Source organism: Croceicoccus marinus (genome assembly GCF_001661675.2).
GTDB classification, from domain to species: domain Bacteria; phylum Pseudomonadota; class Alphaproteobacteria; order Sphingomonadales; family Sphingomonadaceae; genus Croceicoccus; species Croceicoccus marinus.
Genome location: NZ_CP019602.1, coordinates 74,347 through 90,193, shown reverse-complemented (window position 1 = coordinate 90,193; position 15,847 = coordinate 74,347). Strand labels below are relative to the sequence as shown.

The 15,847-nt window shown below is 61.9% G+C and carries 21 protein-coding genes; 9 read left to right on the top strand and 12 right to left on the bottom strand.

What is annotated here, in order from left to right; translation table 11 throughout:
- Positions 1-2: 2 nt before the first annotated feature.
- From A9D14_RS00510 to A9D14_RS00500, 3 genes are read right to left on the bottom strand one after another with little or no spacing between them, the layout of a single operon-like run.
- On the bottom strand, positions 3-473 hold the full coding sequence (locus A9D14_RS00510) for a RidA family protein (protein WP_066842050.1): 471 nt from the start codon (positions 471-473) through the stop codon (positions 3-5).
- Positions 470-1,123 carry an HAD family hydrolase gene (locus A9D14_RS00505; RefSeq protein ID WP_066842048.1) on the bottom strand — a complete coding sequence of 218 codons (654 nt, stop codon included), beginning with the start codon at positions 1,121-1,123 and terminating at the stop codon, positions 470-472. The genes A9D14_RS00510 and A9D14_RS00505 overlap by 4 nt, the downstream gene beginning before the upstream one ends.
- Before the next feature lie 10 nt (positions 1,124-1,133).
- Entirely contained in the window at positions 1,134-1,373 is a 240-nt protein-coding gene (locus A9D14_RS00500; RefSeq protein WP_083987960.1) for a DUF3572 domain-containing protein, read from the bottom strand.
- 124 nt (positions 1,374-1,497) lie between these two features.
- Between A9D14_RS00500 and A9D14_RS00495 the strand changes: the two genes are divergently transcribed.
- From A9D14_RS00495 to spt, 3 genes are all read left to right on the top strand, one after another.
- A complete protein-coding gene (locus A9D14_RS00495; protein WP_066847800.1) occupies positions 1,498-1,878 on the top strand; it encodes a response regulator in 381 nt (126 codons plus the stop codon).
- Positions 1,879-2,004: 126 nt separating this feature from the next.
- Positions 2,005-2,244 (top strand): acyl carrier protein, encoded by a 240-nt coding sequence (locus tag A9D14_RS00490; protein ID WP_066842044.1) that lies wholly within the window; start codon positions 2,005-2,007, stop codon positions 2,242-2,244.
- A 4-nt stretch (positions 2,245-2,248) separates the two neighbouring features.
- Positions 2,249-3,517 carry a serine palmitoyltransferase gene (gene spt, locus A9D14_RS00485; protein WP_066842042.1) on the top strand — a complete coding sequence of 423 codons (1,269 nt, stop codon included), beginning with the start codon at positions 2,249-2,251 and terminating at the stop codon, positions 3,515-3,517.
- Positions 3,518-3,541: 24 nt separating this feature from the next.
- Here spt and A9D14_RS00480 read toward each other — a convergent pair whose 3' ends face one another.
- Positions 3,542-4,174: a YqaA family protein gene (locus tag A9D14_RS00480; protein ID WP_066842040.1), complete on the bottom strand. Its 633-nt coding sequence runs from the start codon at positions 4,172-4,174 to the stop codon at positions 3,542-3,544.
- 249 nt (positions 4,175-4,423) lie between these two features.
- On the opposite strand from A9D14_RS00480, the gene A9D14_RS00475 reads away from it, so the two are divergent.
- The 4 genes from A9D14_RS00475 to A9D14_RS00460 all read left to right on the top strand — a co-directional run bounded on the left by A9D14_RS00475 (position 4,424) and on the right by A9D14_RS00460 (position 7,067).
- Positions 4,424-4,888: a hypothetical protein gene (locus A9D14_RS00475; RefSeq protein WP_066842038.1), complete on the top strand. Its 465-nt coding sequence runs from the start codon at positions 4,424-4,426 to the stop codon at positions 4,886-4,888.
- A 14-nt stretch (positions 4,889-4,902) separates the two neighbouring features.
- Positions 4,903-5,529, top strand: coding sequence for a terminase large subunit domain-containing protein (locus A9D14_RS00470; RefSeq protein WP_415877341.1), 627 nt, complete (start codon positions 4,903-4,905; stop codon positions 5,527-5,529).
- Positions 5,414-5,755, top strand: a complete 342-nt coding sequence (locus A9D14_RS00465) for a DUF2793 domain-containing protein (RefSeq protein ID WP_157668085.1) — start codon at positions 5,414-5,416, stop codon at positions 5,753-5,755. Before A9D14_RS00470 ends, A9D14_RS00465 begins: the two co-directional genes overlap by 116 nt.
- Positions 5,756-5,993: 238 nt before the next feature.
- Positions 5,994-7,067 carry an OmpA family protein gene (locus tag A9D14_RS00460; protein ID WP_066842034.1) on the top strand — a complete coding sequence of 358 codons (1,074 nt, stop codon included), beginning with the start codon at positions 5,994-5,996 and terminating at the stop codon, positions 7,065-7,067.
- Between the two features lie 78 nt (positions 7,068-7,145).
- On the opposite strand, the gene queC is transcribed toward A9D14_RS00460, so the two are convergent.
- From queC to A9D14_RS20245, 5 genes are all read right to left on the bottom strand, one after another.
- Positions 7,146-7,844 (bottom strand): 7-cyano-7-deazaguanine synthase QueC, encoded by a 699-nt coding sequence (gene queC, locus A9D14_RS00455; protein ID WP_066842032.1) that lies wholly within the window; start codon positions 7,842-7,844, stop codon positions 7,146-7,148.
- Positions 7,845-7,920: 76 nt separating this feature from the next.
- Positions 7,921-8,829, bottom strand: coding sequence for an Hsp33 family molecular chaperone HslO (gene hslO / locus A9D14_RS00450; RefSeq protein ID WP_066842030.1), 909 nt, complete (start codon positions 8,827-8,829; stop codon positions 7,921-7,923).
- Positions 8,829-9,758, bottom strand: a complete 930-nt coding sequence (gene argF, locus A9D14_RS00445) for an ornithine carbamoyltransferase (RefSeq protein WP_066842027.1) — start codon at positions 9,756-9,758, stop codon at positions 8,829-8,831. The genes hslO and argF overlap by 1 nt, the downstream gene beginning before the upstream one ends.
- Complete coding sequence (locus A9D14_RS00440; protein WP_066842025.1) at positions 9,755-10,945, bottom strand: aspartate aminotransferase family protein; 1,191 nt, start codon at positions 10,943-10,945, stop codon at positions 9,755-9,757. Before A9D14_RS00440 ends, argF begins: the two co-directional genes overlap by 4 nt.
- Before the next feature lie 178 nt (positions 10,946-11,123).
- Positions 11,124-11,933, bottom strand: a complete 810-nt coding sequence (locus A9D14_RS20245; RefSeq protein WP_066842023.1) for a cold-shock protein — start codon at positions 11,931-11,933, stop codon at positions 11,124-11,126.
- 228 nt (positions 11,934-12,161) lie between these two features.
- Here A9D14_RS20245 and A9D14_RS00430 point away from each other — a divergent pair, with 228 nt between their 5' ends.
- Both A9D14_RS00430 and A9D14_RS00425 read left to right on the top strand, forming a co-directional pair.
- The gene (locus A9D14_RS00430) at positions 12,162-12,962 is read left to right on the top strand and encodes a TerC family protein (protein ID WP_066842020.1); all 801 of its coding nucleotides are present in this window, start codon (positions 12,162-12,164) and stop codon (positions 12,960-12,962) included.
- Positions 12,959-13,393: a protein tyrosine phosphatase family protein gene (locus A9D14_RS00425; protein WP_066842018.1), complete on the top strand. Its 435-nt coding sequence runs from the start codon at positions 12,959-12,961 to the stop codon at positions 13,391-13,393. Before A9D14_RS00430 ends, A9D14_RS00425 begins: the two co-directional genes overlap by 4 nt.
- Positions 13,394-13,409: 16 nt before the next feature.
- On the opposite strand, the gene A9D14_RS00420 is transcribed toward A9D14_RS00425, so the two are convergent.
- The 3 genes from A9D14_RS00420 to A9D14_RS00410 form a co-directional block, all read right to left on the bottom strand.
- Positions 13,410-13,748 carry a P-II family nitrogen regulator gene (locus A9D14_RS00420; protein ID WP_066842016.1) on the bottom strand — a complete coding sequence of 113 codons (339 nt, stop codon included), beginning with the start codon at positions 13,746-13,748 and terminating at the stop codon, positions 13,410-13,412.
- A gap of 199 nt (positions 13,749-13,947) precedes the next feature.
- A complete protein-coding gene (locus A9D14_RS00415) occupies positions 13,948-15,297 on the bottom strand; it encodes an ammonium transporter (RefSeq protein WP_066842014.1) in 1,350 nt (449 codons plus the stop codon).
- Between the two features lie 14 nt (positions 15,298-15,311).
- Positions 15,312-15,650, bottom strand: coding sequence for a P-II family nitrogen regulator (locus tag A9D14_RS00410; protein ID WP_066842013.1), 339 nt, complete (start codon positions 15,648-15,650; stop codon positions 15,312-15,314).
- Positions 15,651-15,847: the final 197 nt, after the last annotated feature.

The window sequence follows — 15,847 nt, the reverse complement described above, 5'->3', positions numbered from 1 at the left end:
GATCAGGCAGGCCTGACGGCGAGGATCGCGTCCACCTCGACCGCTGCGCCCAGCGGCAGGACCGGCACGCCGACCGCGCTGCGGGCATGGCGACCCGCGTCGCCGAAGACCGCCATCATCAGGTCGGACGCACCGTTCACGACCTTGGGCTGGTCGATGAAGTCGCCGGTCGAATTCACGAAGCCGCCCAGCTTCACCACCTGCTCGACCCGTTCCAGCGTGCCCAGGGCCGCCCTTGCCTGCGCCAGGATCATGATCCCGCAGGCCCGCGCCGCCGCCATGCCGTCATCGAGCGTCACGCTCTCACCCAGCCGCCCCTTGACGAGCTGGCCGTCGATGAAGGGCAACTGGCCCGAGATATGGAGCAATCCGCCATGCTCGACCGCCGCGACATAGCTGGCGACCGGAGCGGCCGGTTCGGGCAGGGTGATGCCCATTTCCGACAGGCGCTTGTCGATGCTCTTCACGCTCATGAATGCTCCTTGATGCGGTCCAGCAGCCACGGAAGGGCCTGCTGCCAGTTGTCGATGCGCGCATGGGCGTGGCCCGCGGTGAACGCGCAGGTGGTGTGCGCCGCCACCTCGGGCTCGCCCACGAAGTGCAGCCGGGTGACATGGGGCACCATCTCGGCGGCCGATCCGTGATGGACCGCCAGATCGTCGATGAAGAAGGTCGGTCGCAGGTTCCCTCGTGCGTCGCGGCCCCGCTCCTCGACGATGCGGGCGAGCGCCGGGCCCTTCGGCCCCTGGTTGGTATAGACGGGCAGGTCGATGCCGAAGGTCGCAAGCTGGCGAATCCGGTCCTCGCGCCGCTCGTCGCCCAGGTTCGTGAGGACGACCACCTCGGCATGCAGGCTCAACGTGCGGATCGCGTCGATCGCGCCGGGTACTTCGTCCTGCCGGTGCATCTCGGCATCGAAGAAGCCGCCGAGCAGGGTCCAGACCTCCTCCTGCTCCAGCGTGCGGCCATCGTCACGGCGAAGCGCGCCAATGAAATCGCGGCTGACGTTCATCGTGATCGCGTGATCTTCCGCAAGCCAGGCACGGAAGTGGGTGACCATGCGCAGCAGCACCTCGTCGCAATCGGTAATGACGAGCGGCGCGTTGGAATCGATTTGGGGCATGGCAGCGCCTCTACATCTCGTCAGGCGGCGGGGCCAGCCGATTGCGCGCCGCGACGATGATGTCGGGCGACAGATCGAGCGCTTCCGACGCCGACAGCAGGTCCCGTTCGTGATTGGCGAGGAAATCAAGGATCGACGCCAGCACCGCGGGATCGCCCAACGCATGGCGCAGATGATCGGGTTCGAGACCGGTCAGCGACAGCAGCCGCTGAGCCCGATCCTCGTCCTGCAGCACCCATGAAAGTGCCATCAGCGCCACAGTTTTTGCTTCCGGTCCGGATGATTCTCTGATTGGGATTGTCAAACGCCGCCTGCCGGTTTTACACAAGGCCCCTGGATCAGGTGGGTTTCAAATGATCCTCGGGGGACTGATCTTGGCATTACGGGTTCTGGTTGTCGAAGACAACGATCTCAACAGAAAGCTTTTCTGCGACCTGCTCAGGGCTCATGGCTTTGCGGTGGAGCCGGTGGCCGACGGCCTTGCCGCAATCGACCAGGCCATTGCGTTCGAGCCCGACCTGATCATCATGGACATCCAGCTGCCCAATATCTCGGGCATCTCGCTCATCGAATCGCTCAAGCTGGACGAGCGACTGGCGGAAATTCCCGTGCTGGCGGTGACTGCCTATGCCGGCAAGGGAGACGAGGAACGGATCCGCTCTGCCGGAGCGCATGCCTATCTGTCCAAGCCGGTTTCGATCAACGCCTTCATGAGCGCGGTGAATTCCCTGGTGGAAAATCGCGCCGCCGCCTGACCGGCAAAGCGGCTCGATTCAACGATTTCGCGGCGGCACAGCCTTTTGGTGCAAGTGGCTTTGGCTTGACACTTGGGCTCTGCCCGTCTTTGCCACGGGCCAACAGGCATTCCGATTGGCAGGACCATGGACCGCGAAGATACCAAGACCCGCATCGACACTCTGATCGAACCCTTCAACAAGAAGGGTGTCGAGATAACCGAAGACACGACCTTCGCAGGCGATCTGGAGTGGGACAGCCTGACGGTGATGGATTTCGTCGCCGCGATCGAGGACGAGTTCGACATCATCATCAGCATGAACCAGCAGGCCGAGATCGAGAATTATGGCCAGCTGATCGACGCGGTCACCAGGCTGCGCGGGTAGGATCATGACTGAAGCCATCAGCCAGCCAGACAGGCCCGCACCGCTGCCCGGAGAGGGCGAGGCCACGGGCGATCCGCGCGACCTGTTCTCGAAATTCGATCCGCTGATCAAGCAGCGTTCGGACCTGCTCGATTCCGGGCTGGAAGATCCGTTCAACCTGGTGATGGAGCAAGTGCTCTCGCCGGTGACCGCGGTCTGCAACGGGCGCGAGACGATCCTGCTCGGCACCTACAACTACATGGGCATGACCTTCGACCCCGACGTGATCGCGGCGGGAAAGCAGGCGCTGTCGGATTTCGGTTCGGGCACGACGGGCAGCCGCGTGCTGAACGGCACCTATGTGGGGCACAAGGGGTGCGAGGCCGCGCTGCGCGAATTCTATGGTATGGATCATGCCATGGTGTTCTCGACCGGCTACCAGGCCAATCTGGGGATCATCTCCACCATCGCAGGCAAGGGCGACTACATCGTCCTCGACATCGACAGCCATGCGTCCATCTGGGACGGCTGCGCGATGGGCAATGCCGAGGTGGTGCCGTTCAAGCACAATGACATCGACGCCATGGAAAAGCGGCTGCGCCGGATTCCCGAGGGCGCGGGCAAGCTGGTCGTGCTGGAAGGCGTCTATTCGATGCTTGGCGACATCGCTCCGCTCAGGGAAATGGTCGCGGTCGCCAAGAAGCACGGCGCGATGGTGCTGGTCGACGAGGCGCATTCGATGGGCTTCATCGGGCCGAACGGCCGCGGCGTGGCCGAGGACCAGGGCGTGCTGGACGAGGTCGACTTCGTCATCGGCACGTTCTCGAAGTCCGTCGGCACGGTTGGCGGTTTCTGCGTATCCAACCATCCCAAGTTCGAGATCATGCGGCTTGTCTGCCGCCCCTATGTCTTCACCGCCTCGCTGCCGCCCAGCGTGGTGTCTACGGCCGCGACATCGATCCGCAAGCTGATGGATGCCGGCAACAAGCGTCAGCATCTGTGGGACAATTCCCGGCGGCTGCATGCGGGGTTGAAGAAGCTGGGCTTCCAGCTTGGCACCGACGAGCCGCAGAGCGCGATCATCGCGGTCATCATGCCCGATCTGGAGCGAGGGGCCGGCATGTGGGAAGCGCTGCTCAAGGAAGGGCTCTATGTCAATCTGGCGCGCCCGCCGGCGACGCCTGCCAACATGACGCTGCTGCGCTGTTCGCTTTGCGCTGAGCATAGCGAGGAGCAGGTTGGCCAGATCCTGACCATGTTCGAGACAGCGGGGAAGAAGACCGGCATCATCTGACGCCGGTTTTCTCAACGCTTTCGGCTAGGCCGAGGCGGCGATCTGGCACTGGTCGCGCACCGGATCGCCCTCGCTGCTGCCCACGTAGGACGCGACCACGAAGCCGCCGACCAGCAGCAGCACGAAGGCCGTGGTCAGCATGCCGAGATAGCGGTCGATGAACGCCTTGATCGGCGCTCCGAACAGGCGAAATAGAATCCCGACCGTCATGAAGATAAAGCCGCGTCCGGCGATCGCGGCCAGCGTGAAGGTCACCAGGTTCATCTCGATGAAGCCCGAGGTGATCGTCAGCAGCTTGAACGGCACTGGGGTGGCGCCCGCGATCACGATGACCTCCCAGTCCCGCTCGCGCAGGTAGCAGGCCGCGACGGGGAAGCTTTCGGACAGGCCCAGTGCGCCGATCAGCGCCTTGCCCACTGCCTCGTAGAGGAAATAGCCGATCGCATAGCCGAACAGCCCGCCCACGACGGATGCGATCGTGCAGATCAGCGCATAGCGAATCGCGCGGCGCGGGTTGGCGAGGCACATCAGCCCCAGCAGCGGATGCGGCGGAATCGGGAAGAAGCTCGATTCGATGAAGGAGATCGCCGCCAGCCATGCTTCGGCGTGGCGGTGCTGAGCCTTGTCGATCGTCCAGTCGTATAGCTTGCGAAGCATTCGCCTGCCGCGCCCCCATGAACCCTGTGCTTTCCGGCGTGTAGCAGGGTGCGGGCGCATGGCCAGCCCCAAGATAAAATAACCTATTTGGCACTTTTATATTGACATCGTCACACTCTTTGGTTAGAGACACGGAACATCGCGATAAAGCGAGTCGCCGAGGACCCCTCGCCGACGCTTCTTGCGACCACCTCACAAGCCATGCGGGCCGATGGTCCGCCGATTTAACCCTAGTGACGGGAGCCGGTCATGACCGATGCTCGGCAGACAAAACGCATGCGCCGCCCTCACAACTGGCGCGAGCGGTTTCTGGAAACACTGGCGCAAAGCTCGAATGTAGCCGCCGCCGCCCGCGCCGGCAGGATCGACGTCAGCACCGCCTACAAGACGCGCCGCAGCGAACCGGCCTTCGCCGCGGCCTGGCAGGAAGCGCTCTGCCTTGGATACGAAGCGCTCGAACTCGACCTGCTGTGCCGCCTGCGCGAGGGCGAGCCCGCGGATGCGAAGAACGACCGCAAATATGACAATGCCCAGTCGATCCGGCTGCTGCTCTCGCACCGCGAGGCATTCGGCCGGACCAAGGCGCAGCAAACCTGTGAGGACGAGAAGGAGGTCATCGACCGCATCAACAGCAAGCTCGACATGATGAGGGAGCGGATGCGGCAGGCCGACAAGACCAGGCCGGCCAGGAACGGCAGCGAAGGCGCAGACTGAATGGGGCGGGGACGATGAACAGGACCGACCGCCTCGCCTGGCTGGCAAGCCTGCCCCATGTCGATCGCAGGCCCGTGCTGGACCTGCTGCAGCCCGAGGAGCGCCGCGAACTTCGCTATTTCTGGGAGCTATGGGCCCGCGAGGAGCAATTGTCCCCCGTAGGAGACTGGCTGGTCTGGCTGATCTGCGCCGGTCGCGGGTTCGGCAAGACGAGGGCGGGCGCGGAATGGGTGCGGCGGATCGCGCGCGACCATCCCGATGCGCGCATTGCGCTGATCGGCGCTTCGCTGGCGGAAGCGCGCGCGATCATGGTCGAAGGGGAGAGCGGTCTGCTGGCCGTCTCGCCGCCCTATCGGAGGCCGGTGTTCGAGCCTTCGCTTCGCCGGCTCAGCTGGCCTAGCGGGGCGCAGGCCTATCTGTATTCGGCGGCCGAGCCGGAAAGCCTGCGCGGACCGCAGCACAGCCATGCCTGTGGCACAGGCCCAGAAAGAGTTGTTCGTCAACGAGGCCCTGATCCGAACCGACATGCTGTTGCAGCCGATCGTCGAGGGAGAGGCCGGCGCGCCGCCACTCGATCCAAAGCCTGGCGATTGCTGGATCGTGAGCGGCGGCAGCGCCGAATTCGAGAGACACGAAAATGATCTGGCCTGCTGGCAGCAAGGGCAGTGGCTGTTCCTGACGCCCACATCGGGAATGTCGGTATATGATCGAAATCTCGACGCCATGCGCCGGTTCAAGGGAGTGTGGAGCAAGCCCATGCAGATCGATTTTCCGAACAGCGGCTCTACCGTTGACTCGGAGGCACGGGACGCGATCGAGCAGATCATTTCGCTCCTACGCACGTCCGGCCATCTGCCCGAAAGCTAAAACTTGCCGCAACCCCTTGTCTTTTTTTGTGTAACTGAATGGGAACTTTTTTGCCCCACAGCCATTGCCGCCATAACGTGAGGGAAAATCTATCAGCGGAAAGACCATGGCGTGCAAGAAAAGTGATGCGCGAATGCAACAATGCTTCGTTTCACCAAGCTTGCGCGCAAAATCAACTACGGATAGAACTCGCCTCCGTGGCTTCAATCAACAAGATGGAAAATAAGGGGAAACGCTGATGCATAAAGCGGTAATCGGCCTTGCTCTGGCCTCTACGGCCATAGCGTCGCCGGCACTGGCACGCGAAGATGCGTGGTACATTGGTGTCGATGGCGGTGCTATGCTCGTCGAGGATTCAGACGTTAACGTGAATGGCGTCGATGATCAGGCGACTTTCGACTGGGACTATGGTTATGACTTCGACGTCGTGGCCGGCTATGATTTCGGAGGCTTTCGCCTCGAAACCGAAGCAGCCTACAAGGGCGCCGGCGACGACGGCCTGACGCTGTTCGGTGAAAACTATGAAGACAGCGAAGTGAACCACGAGTTCAACACGCTGAGCTTCATGGTCAATGGCATGATCGACTTTGGCGACGACGATGGCCTTCAGGGCTTCATCGGCGGCGGTGCTGGTGTTGCTCGTAGCGAATTCGAAGAGCCTGTCCTGATCGACGATTCGGACACTGGCTTCGCATGGCAGGCCATTGCGGGCATTCGTGCTCCGCTGACGGACAACTGGGATGTCGGTCTGAAGTATCGCTTCTTCAACCACCAAGACATCGAACTGGTGACGCCGGATGGCAACTCGCTCGAGACGGACATTCGTTCGCACTCGTTGCTGGGCTCGCTGACCTACAACTTCTGGTCGCCTGCTCCGCCGCCGCCTCCCCCGCCGCCGCCGCCGCCGCCCCCGCCCCCGCCCCCGCCGCCGCCTCCCCCGCCGCCTCCGGCGCAGGTCGTGTGCAATACCGGGCCCTATATCGTGTTCTTCGATTGGGATTCGTCCGAGATCACGCCTGAAGCAGCCAGCATTCTGGACAGCGCCATCGCTTCCTATGCCGACTGTAACTCGGTTCCGATCATGGTGGCTGGTTATACCGATACGTCGGGTACGGCGAGCTACAACATCGGGCTTTCCGAGCGTCGCGCTCAGTCGGTGGAATCGTATCTCACGGCTCGGAACATTCCGGGCGCGGCGATTTCGACCGAAGGCTTCGGTGAGCAGAACCCGCGGGTTCCGACTGCCGATGGCGTGCGTGAACTTCAGAACCGACGGGTGGAAATCACCTACGGTCCGGGTTCGGGCATGTAAGCCAGAGATCGAAAGATCGATATGGAAAGGGGCCGGAGCAATCCGGCCCCTTTTTCTTTGAGGCTGAGGCGGGTCCGGTTAGATCCGTTTGCTGTAATCCACCGGATCCTGGCGTCCGGTCTGTGCAAAGCCTTGCTGGCGCAGCCTGCAGCTATCGCACAACCCACAAGGACGCCCGTCTTCACCCGGATCATAACATGACCAGCTCATCGACGGATCGAGCCCAAGTTCATAGGCCTTATCGACGATCTCGGCCTTGGACATGAACTGTAGCGGGGCATGGATAGAGAACTTTGCGCCCTCGCTACCTGCCTTCGTGGCCAGTTCAGCGGTCTTTTCGAAAGACTTGATGAATTCGGGCCGGCAGTCGGGATAGCCGGAATAATCCAGCGCGTTTACGCCGATGAAAATGTCCTGCGCGCCAATAGCCTCGCACCAGGCAAGCGTTAGCGACAGAAACACCAGATTGCGGGCAGGCACGTATGTTATGGGTATGTCGCTGCCGACTCCATCCTTCGGCACCGCCATCTCGCTCGTCAAAGCAGAGCCGCCGATCTTGCGAAGATCGAGCGGCAGTACGAGATGGCGATCGACATCGATCGCGTTGGCGATGACAGTCGCACTGTCGAGTTCACGCCGATGGCGTTGGTTATAATCGACCGTGAGAGCATTGACGCTATACCCTTGCGTCTTGGCGATTCCGGCAGTCACCATGGAATCGAGCCCGCCCGACAACAGGACTACAGCGGGCTTTTCGTTCAAGTCATCTTTAGTCATGACGCAGCGCTATAAGGTCCTGCGCAGCGTCGCAAGAAGCCTGTTCGGCATGCCGATTTGCTAACGGCTGGCCTGATCAGACTTCAACGGGAAAGATGCGTGAACAGAAGGCGCAGTCGACCCTGATGAGCCCGTCATCGTCACGCATCTCATCCAGTTCCGCCGAACCGAATCGCGACAGCACCGCATGATAATGATCTGCAGAGCATCTGCACCCCCGCACCAACTTGGCAATCGTCTCGACCCGCAGTTCAGCTTCCTCGTGGAACAGGCGCCAAAGCAGAGCCTCGAGAGACAATGCAGGGTCTGCCAGTTCGCTATGCCTGACGGACGAGCTGATTATCTCGACATGCTCCCAATTGGGATCGTCATGGCGAACATGCAGCCGTTCGCGGCCTTCCTCACCATCGGGTAAGTATTGCAGCAGCAGACCGCCCGCTACGCAGTGGCCATCCTGCGATTGTACCGCAATCCGCAGGACGGTCGGCAATTGCTCCGACTGCCGAAAATAGGCTTCACAAGCGTCACTTAGCGAAGCTGCGTTCAAGGGGACGATACCTTGATAACGTCCACCATCGGCAACATCGAAAGTGATCGCCAGATAGGCCTCCGTCCCGACGAGGGCGGATAGAGGCGGATTGGCCCCCAGGTCATCCAGCCGCTCCGCATCGAACCGGACATAGCCGCGAAGCTCGCCATCCCGGTAGTCGCAGACTAGCATGTCCACGATACCGTTCGCAGACTGCGCCTGCATCGTCATCTGGCTGCGATCTTCCTTGCCGAGCGAGCCGATCAGCGTGGCAACCAGCAGGGCTTCAGACAGCAGATGCCGGATCGGCCCCGGGTAATCATGCGCCGATAAGACCGTATCGAGTACCGGCCCTAAACGTACGCAGCGCCCGCGAACGTCGCGTTCCGGCAGGCTGAACCCCAACACAACATCGAAGCCCGTCTCGTCAGGCGGCAAAGCCGGTACATCGGGCATCAAAGCTGCCCAAACGCCCAACGCAGGACGGACTTTTGCGCATGGATGCGGTTTTCCGCTTCGTCCCATACAACCGACTGCGGTCCCTCGAAAACACCCTCGCTCACCTCGTCGCCGACATGGGCGGGAAGGCAATGAAGGAAGACGGCATCTTGCTTCGCGTGGGCCATCAGGGCCTCGTTGATCTGGAAGGGCTTCATGGCGGCAACCTTGTCGTGAGCCATATCCTGCCCCATCGACACCCATGTATCTGTGACAAGGACATCGGCGCCCCGTGCCGCTTCAGCAGCGTCGCGCGTCAGTGTGACCTTCGAACCGCGAAACCTTGCGAATTCGACGAACTCCTCGTCAGGTTCGTAGCCGTCGGGCACGCCATAGCGGACATTGAAGCCCATGAGGCCGGCCGCTTCCAGCACCGAATGCAGGACATTGTTGCCGTCGCCAAGCCAGGCGAGTTCCATTCCCTTCAGCACCTTGCCATGTTCGACCAAGGTCAGAAGATCGGCCATGATCTGACACGGATGCGACCGGTCGGTCAGTCCATTGATGACAGGAACGCTCGCATTTTCAGCGAGCGCCTCTATCTTCGAATGATCGTCGGTCCGAATCATGATGGCATCGACCATTCGGGAAAGCACACGCGCGGTATCGGCGATCGTTTCGCCGCGACCGATTTGCATGCTGCCAGCTTCCATGATGATCGCGCTGCCGCCAAGTTGACGCATCGCCATATCAAACGAAACGCGCGTGCGGGTCGAATTCTTTTCGAAGATCATCGCCAGCGTACAGCCGGCCAGTGGCGCATCTTCGTCGACGCGACCTTTGGTCCAGCCTTTGCGCGCCTTCTTGCGGGCCATGGCGTCATCGATCATCGCCTGCAGCGCGTCGCCGCCCGCATCGACAAGATCCAGCAGATGCCTCACGCTCATGAGACGGCTTCCGGACTGTAGGGCGCTGCGCCTGCCGACAGCTTTTCCATGAACTCGTCGATATGATCGTCCTCGATCACGAGTGGCGGCAAGACGCGCATGACGTTGTCGCCCGCGGCCACGGCCAGCAACCCGTGATGATCGCGCAGATGCGCAACGAAGGGTCGGCTCTCGACCTTCAACTTGAGTCCGAGCATCAGCCCCTTCCCGCGAACTTCGCTGAAGAGATCGGGATAGTTGCCGATAAACTGTTCCAGCCGCCCGCGCAGCTTCTCACCGCTGGCGCGCACCTGGGCGAGGAACTCGTCGTTTCCGACGACATCCAGCACGGCCTTGCCTGCCGCCATCGCGAGCGGATTGCCGCCATAGGTGCTGCCGTGAGTGCCAAAGGTCATGCCGCGCGCGGCCTTTTCCGTCGCAAGACATGCACCCAACGGGAAGCCGCCCCCGATCCCCTTGGCCGTGGCGAGGATGTCGGGTTCGATCCCATATTGCTCATAGGCATAAAAGGTGCCGGTCCGCGCCACTCCGCACTGCACCTCGTCCAGGATCAGCATCAGATCATGCTCACCGGCCAGCTTGCGCAGCCCTTGCAGGAATTCCTCGGTTGCGACCCGAATGCCGCCTTCGCCCTGGATCGGTTCGACCAGGAACCCAGCGGTATTCGGCCCAATGGCCGCCTTCGCCGCTTCTAGATCGTTGAACTCGACATGGCGGAAGCCGGGGAGCATCGGGTAGAAGCCGTTATGCATCTTTTCCTGGTTCGAAGCGCTGATCGTCGCCATCGTACGGCCGTGAAAGGCGTTGTTGAAGGTGATGATCTCGAACCTGTCCTGCGCACCGGCTGACTGGTGATAGATGCGCGCAGTCTTGATCGCACACTCAACCGCTTCGGCACCCGAGTTTGTGAAGAACACGGTATCGGCGAAAGTGAGGTCGACCAGCTGTTTGGCCAAAGCCTCTCCCTGCGGACTGCCATAAAGGTTCGAGACATGCATGAGTGTCGCGGCCTGCCGCTGGATCGCGTCGATCAGAGCTGGATGCGAGTGGCCAAGCAGGTTCACCGCAATCCCGCTTGCAAAGTCAAGGAAGCGGCGGCCGTCTTCCGAGATCAGATGGCAGTTCTCTCCTCGCACCGGCCGGACATCGCAGCGCGGGTACACGGGCATCAACGGCGTGATCGACATTCTTATGTCCTTTGCATTCGCGGGCGGGGATTTGAACTGGTGGCTCCCCTTGCCGTGGTCGTGGAAGAAAACAACGGAAAATGGCGGCCCCCGATCGGGAACCGCCATTATTGCCCATTTAGGGCTTCAGGCGGACCCGGTCAAACCCGGTTCCGCCCAAGTCTGTCGGCAGGGCCGACTATTCCTGGATCGGAACGAGGTTCACGGCAGAATATTTGCCGCGTCGGTCCACCTCGAGATCGAACTCGAGCCGGTCGCCCTCGTTGATGCCAGCAAGGCCCGAACGTTCCACCGCACTGATGTGAACGAAGGCATCAGGCTCGCCGTCATCACGCGTGATGAAGCCAAAGCCCTTCATGCTGTTGAAGAACTTGACAGTGCCGGCAGCCTTGTCGCCGGTAAGCTGACGCTGCGGCGCCTCGCGCTTGGCGGCGGCGACCGGAATCACGTCACCCACGACCTGAAGATCGGCAGCGCTAACCTTGCCGCCGCGATCCACGAGGTTGAAGGCAAGTTCCTGCCCCTCGGCCAGACCCTCAAGCCCCGCACGCTCGACCGCGCTGATGTGGACGAACACGTCCTCACCGCCGTCTTCACGCTGAATGAAGCCGAAGCCCTTGTTGGTGTTGAAGAATTTTACGACACCCTTGCCTGCGCCGACAACCTGCGGGGGCATGCGCCCGCCGCCACCGCCGCCGGCACCACCGCCAGCGCCGCCGCGGAAGCCACCGCCGCCGCCGCCGCCGCCACGCGGGCCACCACCACCGCCGCCGAAGCCGCCGCGATCGTTGCCGCCGAAGCTGCTGCCACCACGGTCGTTACCGAAACCGCCGCGATCGCGATCGAAGCCGCCACCACGAAAACCACCCGATTCTGAAGGCGCCTGATCGTATCCGAAACCACCGCGCGAGAACGGATCGAACCCTTCTTCACCGAAACTATCGCGCTTGTCACGACCGCGACCGCGCCGACCTTTATCATAACCCATAAACCGAAGCGTACCTTGCGTCTCGCCCTTCCCTCTATCGCCCCGGCGTGCGGACGGACAAGCGCCGGGCGATCAGACCGATACTGCGGATATCGGTTCCCACTGCCAAGCGTTCATAAAGCATTTATCCGGCAATAGCGAACGAATTGCGCACCCTGGGTCGATTCCCTGCCGGAAGATCCGGTCAGGAGACTTGCGCGGGTTGCGGTCTGCGGGCAGAGATGCGCCATGGACATTGTCGCACTGCTTTCCGATCCCGCGGCCTGGGTGGCCCTTATCACACTCGTCGTGCTTGAGATTATTCTCGGCATCGACAATCTCGTGTTCATCGCGATCCTGTCGAACAAGCTGCCAGCACATCAGCAGGCGAAGGCGCGGCAGATCGGCCTTGCCCTGGCGTTGATCATGCGTATCTGCCTGCTGATGCTGATCGGCTGGATCGTGACGTTGCAGACGCCGCTGTTCGATCTCGGCCTTACCGGGGATGTTGGCGAACATGGGGTCCCCACTTTCGAAACGTCCTTTTCCGGACGCGATCTGATCCTGCTTGCGGGCGGGCTGTTCCTGCTTTGGAAAGCCACCAAGGAAATCCATCACAACATGGAGCCTGACGAACATTCGGGCGAGATGCTCGACAAGAAGAAGGGCGTCGCGCAAATCACGTTCGGGGCCGCCATCGCGCAGATTATCGCTCTCGACCTCGTCTTCTCGATCGATTCGATCCTGACCGCCGTCGGCATGACCGACCATGTTCCGATCATGGTGACCGCGGTCGTTATCACCGTCGGCATCATGCTGATCGCCGCCGATCCGCTCGCCCGCTTTATTGAGAAAAACCCGACACTGGTGATGCTGGCTCTCGCCTTCTTGGTGATGATTGGCCTCGTGCTGATCGCGGACGGCTTCGGCTTCCACGTGCCCAAGGGCTATGTCTATGCCGCGATGGGCTTCTCGGTCGGCGTCGAAATGCTCAACATGGTCAAGCGCAACCGCCGCAAGGCCGAGGCTCATCCCGAGGTCGCGGCATGAACGAATTCCGCCGGATCAATGACGAATTCCTGGCCAGCCCGCAGATCGGCGTGGACGATGTTGCCAAAGCCAAGGCGCTGGGGGTCACCATGATCGTCAACAATCGCCCCGACGATGAAGAGCCGGGCCAGGTCTATGGCGCCGAAATCGCCGCCGCCGCCGAGGCGGCCGGCATGGCCTATCGCGCGATACCGGTGACCCATGCGGGTTTCGGGCAGGGACAGGTCGACGCCATGGTCGACGCTCTGGAGGCAGCCGGCGGACCGATCCTCGCCTATTGCCGATCGGGCACGCGTTCCACGTTGCTGTGGGCGCTGGCCCGCGCGAAGCAGGGCGCCAATCCATCGGTCATCGCCTCGCAGGCGGCATCGGGCGGCTACGACGTTTCGCCGATCCGCCAGATGATCGAGATGCTCAGCGCCGGTCGCTGACCCCCGGCTGTCAGCGCTATAGCGCGCTGTCGCCTATCTCGCCGGTCCGCACGCGCAGTGCCGATGCCAGATCCAGCACGAAGATTTTGCCGTCGCCGATCGTCTCGGAATTGGCGGCGTTCTGGATGACTTCCACGATCTGCGGCGCCAGCGCGTCGCTCGTCGCGATCTCCAGCTTCACCTTGGGCACCATGTTCAGCGAATATTCGGCGCCGCGATAGATCTCGGTCTGGCCCTTCTGCCTGCCGAAACCCTTCACTTCCGACACGGTCATACCGGCCACGCCCAGCGCGCTCAGCCCTTCGCGGACCTCGTCCAGCTTGTGGGGCTTGATGATGGCAATCACATATTTCATCGCGGCGCGGCTCCTCTCGCATCCCTTGCGCCCGTGATGGCGGCAAGCCGCCCCGAACTCAAGGGAAACACGGTGCCAGGAAAAAGAGGCCGGAAGCGCTTGGCTTCCGGCCCCAGTTCACCGTTCGCAGGAGGAACGCTGGTTGGCGGAGTGGGAGAGGAGAGAAGGATTTCACCCCGCCAATCTGGTGATCTTGGTGTCAGTTATAGGCACGCTCGCCATGCTCGCCGATGTCGAGACCTTCCATCTCGACTTCGGAAGAGACGCGCAGCCCGGTGATCATCTTGGTGACGAGACCGGCGATAAGCGTACCCACGGCAGCCCAGCCAATGGCGACCAGGACCGCAATGATCTGCGTCATGACCTGGCTGCCCATCATGAAGTCGTCGCCGCCCGGGCCGCCAAGGCTCGGCGCATAGACCACGCCGGTGCCGATGGCGCCGACGATGCCGCCAACGCCGTGGATGCCGAATGCGTCGAGCGAATCGTCGTAGCCCAGAGCCGGCTTCACCTTGGCGACCATGATGAAGCAGACGATCGATGCGATCGCGCCCAGGACGATGGCGCCGAACGGACCGGAGTTACCGGCCGCAGGCGTAACCGCGACGAGACCCGCGATGATACCCGAGCAATAGCCGAGGGCCGACCCCTTGTGGCCGCTGAACTTCTCGCACAGCATCCAGAACAGGGCAGCCGAAGCGGTCGCGACGAAGGTGTTGATCATCGCAAGACCGGCGGTGCCGTCGGCTTCCAGTTCCGAACCGGCGTTGAAGCCGAACCAGCCCACCCACAGCAGTCCGGTGCCGATCATCGTCAGCGTCAGCGAGTGCGGTGGCATCGGTTCGGCCGGATAGCCGTGGCGCTTGCCCAGCAGGAACGAGAGCACCAGCGCGGAGACGCCGGCATTGATGTGCACCACGGTACCGCCGGCAAAGTCCAGCGCGCCCATTTCGAACAGCAGGCCGCCGCCCGCCCACACCATGTGCGCGATCGGGAAATAGACGATGGTCAGCCAGATCGTCACGAACAGCATGGTCGCCGAAAACTTCATGCGCTCTGCCGTGGCACCCAGGATCAGCGCCGCGGTGATCGCCGCAAAGGTCATCTGGAAGCTGATGAAGACATATTCCGAGATCACTTCGTCGGAGAATGTCGCCGCCGTGCTGTCCGACGTGGTCGCCGACAGGAACATATTGCCCCAGCTGAAGAACGCGTTGCCCTCGGGTCCGAAGGCGGTGGAGTAGCCCCACATCACCCAGATCAACATGGCGAGAGCGGCGGTGGCGCCGATCTGCGTCATCATCGAGAGCATGTTCTTCGAACGGGTCAGGCCGCCATAGAACAGCGCAAGGCCCGGCAGGATCATCATCAGGACCAGCAGGGTAGAGGTCATCATCCAGGCGTTGTTGCCCGGGTTCGGAACGGCCAGGGTCTCCACCGTTTCGGTGGCAGCTGCGATCGGAACGCCGGCCTCCTGGGCACAGGCGGTGGCAGCGGCGAACAGCGACGCGCCCAGCGTCGCCGTACCGCAAGCGATTTTGCGGATCATGTCTGGTTTCCCCCTCACAGCGCGGTGTCGCCGCTCTCGCCGGTGCGGATCCGCACGGCAGAAGCCAGGTCGAGCACGAAGATCTTGCCGTCACCGATGGCCTCGGTGCTGGCGACTTGCTGGATCGTCTCGATAATCTGCGGAGCCAGCGCATCTGCGGCCGCAATCTCGAGCTTCACCTTGGGAAGCATGTTGGTCGAATATTCCGCACCGCGGTAAATCTCGGTCTGGCCCTTCTGGCGGCCAAAGCCCTTTACTTCGGTAACCGTCATCCCGGCGACACCCAGCGAGCCCAATGCCTCGCGAACCTCGTCCAGTTTGAACGGCTTGATGATGGCGATGATGAATTTCATCCCTGCCCCCTCGTTAGCCTACCGACCCCTCTGCCGGTCGACATCTACAATGCAAGGGATGTGCCAAGTCACATTTGCACAATCTTTTCCGTGCGGACGGCGAATATGCAGTAATAAAATATTGGTGTTCGCGCCTAAAGCGTAAGCAATGCGTCTGACATTGCCTGTTTTTTGGGCATGCCTGGATGGTGTATTGC